The sequence below is a fragment of the Microcella pacifica genome (assembly GCF_009371975.2).
Lineage (GTDB): Bacteria > Actinomycetota > Actinomycetes > Actinomycetales > Microbacteriaceae > Microcella > Microcella pacifica.
This window is the reverse complement of sequence record NZ_VIKT02000031.1, coordinates 1-1,948: the sequence shown is the minus strand read 5'-3', so window position 1 is coordinate 1,948 and position 1,948 is coordinate 1. Positions and strand designations below refer to the sequence as shown.

Below are 1,948 nucleotides of genomic sequence, written 5' to 3'. Positions count from 1 at the left end.
AATCCAGCCCGTGTTCGATGAGGACAATCTCGTATCGCATACCGGTCTGGTGCCGGTGCTGGCGCTGGCCGAGCGGGCGGGCCTGTCGGAGCTGGTGAGGGAGCACTCGAGCGTGCCGTCATCGGAAGACCTCGGCACTCACTCCGCCAGCGAGGGGCCGTGCATCCCGCGCACTCACGACGCGTGAAAGAAAAAGGATCTACTCGAATGGAACAGCCCCAAAGCAACCCGGCCGGTCGCGCACCTGACGACAATCCGGGATCTCTTACCCTGACAGGGGCGGTCGCGCTGGGCACCGGTGTGATGATCGGCGCCGGAATCTTTGCTCTCACGGGACAGACTGCACGATTGGCCGGAGACTGGTTCCCGGTTGCCTTCATCGTCGGCGCGGCGGTCGTGGCTTTTAGCGCCTACTCCTACGTCAAGATGTCTCAATCCTTTCCATCCTCTGGCGGTGTGGCCACATTCCTTCGAGAGGCGTACGGGCCAGGTACGGCCACCGGCGTGTTTGCGATTTTGATGTTCGTGTCGATGATCATCAGCCAGGGACTGGTCGCTCGCACGTTCGGTACCTACCTGCTGCAGATCGTTCCATTGGAACCGGTAGCGTTCTGGGTACCCGCCCTTGCGGTCGGACTCCTGGCTGCAGCATTCGGCGTCAACGTGGCTGGAAACAAGGCCGTAGAAGCCAGTCAGCGCGTCTTCGCCGCGATCAAGATCTTGGGACTCGGGCTCTTTGCGATCGTTGGCCTGTGGTTCGTCTCACCCGCCAATTTCACCAATGGTGCCGACGCTGCTGGCGTCGATGCCTCCGTGCAGGGCTTCGCCGCTGCTGTGGCATTGGCCATCCTCGCCTACAAGGGCTTCACCACGATCACCAACAGCGGCGGCGACATCGTCAACCCTCACCGCAACACGGGCCGCGCGATCGTGATCTCGCTCATCATCTGCACCGCCGTCTACCTGGCAGTGGCAATCGTGGTAGCCGGAAATCTCAGCCTGGCGCAGGTCATCGCCGCTGAGGACTTTTCCCTCGCTGAAGCTGCTCGACCCGCGCTGGGTGACGTCGGGGTCTGGTTCACCGTCGCCCTGGCGATCGTGGCCACGACCTCTGGTGTCATGGCCAGCATCTTTGCCGCGTCACGCATGTTGGGCATGCTCAGCCACATGAAACAAGTACCGCACCGTCACTTTCGGATGCCGGGGACGGTGCGCATGCACACCACGGTGTACACGGTCGCTTTCGCAATGATCCTCGCGGCCACGCTCGATCTGAGCAGGATCGCTGCCCTCGGCGCCATCTACTACCTGATCATGGACATCGCAATCCACTGGGGTCTGCTGCGCCGCCTCCGGAAACGGGTCACGTTCAACCCCGCCGTTGTTGTCACAGCGATCATCATGGACGTCGTGGTCCTGGCTGCGTTCGTGTCAGTGACCGCCGCAACGGATCCCCTCAGCATCTATGTCGCTGCCGCTGGCATCGTCCTGCTCGTCGTTGCGGAGCGCCTGTTCATGCGCTCCCACACCGGAGACGACCAGACCATGGACATGTAGCATCTGCTGCCCGACGATCGGGGACTCGACCGCTTCGCCTCGGACGGGTCAGCATGGAATCGCTGTGTGGGAGACGGCCCGCCGCTGCTGGATCTGGTCCCCGGCCACTCCGGCGAGGCCTACCGGTCGTGGCTGCACGATCGTGGCCCTGCGTTCCGCGACCGGGTGGAGATCGCGACGCTCGACCCGTTTTATGCCGAGCTCCTGGTTATGCCGATGTGGTCGCGTCGTGCCCGGTCAGTGGCGGTGATCTCGGTCGTGAGGTCGACATAATCAGCCCTGATCCACCGAGCGGGTCCGCTTTCGCGTGGGTGTGGGAGCAGCGAAATGTCCTTCTGACCGGGGAGAATGGGGGTGTTGAAGCCAGATTCATGCCGAGCCGGAAGGACAC

At 62.9% G+C, this 1,948-nt stretch carries 2 protein-coding genes and 1 pseudogene; all 3 read left to right on the top strand.

The genetic code is table 11. The features are described 5' to 3' along the window. Positions 1-187, top strand: a pseudogene (locus FK219_RS12470) (hypothetical protein); the annotation flags it as partial. 20 nt (positions 188-207) lie between these two features. Beyond that, positions 208-1,557 (top strand): APC family permease, encoded by a 1,350-nt coding sequence (locus FK219_RS12465; RefSeq protein WP_152582745.1) that lies wholly within the window; start codon positions 208-210, stop codon positions 1,555-1,557. Positions 1,558-1,623: 66 nt separating this feature from the next. After that, positions 1,624-1,830, top strand: a complete 207-nt coding sequence (locus FK219_RS14035; protein ID WP_152582744.1) for a hypothetical protein — start codon at positions 1,624-1,626, stop codon at positions 1,828-1,830. Positions 1,831-1,948: the final 118 nt, after the last annotated feature.